Genomic DNA, 431 nt, shown 5'->3' with positions numbered 1-431 from the left:
GATTTCTATCTGCTACAATAAGTTTCCAGTACCCCACAAACTGAGGGTCGGAGATTGTTATGGATATGGTAAAGAAGGAAAAATATAGAGAAATAGAGAGAGAAGTACAGAGGCTTGAAAATCTGTTCAATATAAAGGCTGTGCGATTGAAGGCACGTTATGAGACCAAGGCTATTCGTTATATGTTTGGGAATGGGGTCGAGGTTTATTGCGGTTGGGAAAAGCCTTACGATATCATGACTTGTTTGCATGACCATTATATTGACCATTCTTTTCCTGTGAAGGATGTGAAAAGTTATAGAGATTATTTGCGTTGTCTTCCTTCGCATTCTTCTTTGTTTTTGGATTACATAGAAAGCAGGGGATATGGTTTTTTAAGATTCAACGAATATTTGAACGATGACGAGGATGATTTTTGTTACGAGTGTGTT

1 protein-coding gene is annotated in these 431 nt (G+C 37.6%); it reads left to right on the top strand.

Annotated features, from left to right (window positions below):
- Positions 1-59: 59 nt before the first annotated feature.
- On the top strand, positions 60-431 hold a 372-nt coding region (locus KP705_RS17960), incomplete at its 3' end, for a hypothetical protein (RefSeq protein ID WP_215765275.1).

Source organism: Gluconobacter sp. P1D12_c (assembly GCF_018812105.1).
Taxonomy (GTDB): Bacteria; Pseudomonadota; Alphaproteobacteria; order Acetobacterales; family Acetobacteraceae; genus Gluconobacter; species Gluconobacter oxydans_A.
The sequence above is the reverse complement of the archived record's forward strand: the minus strand, read 5'-3'. Positions and strand labels throughout refer to the sequence as shown.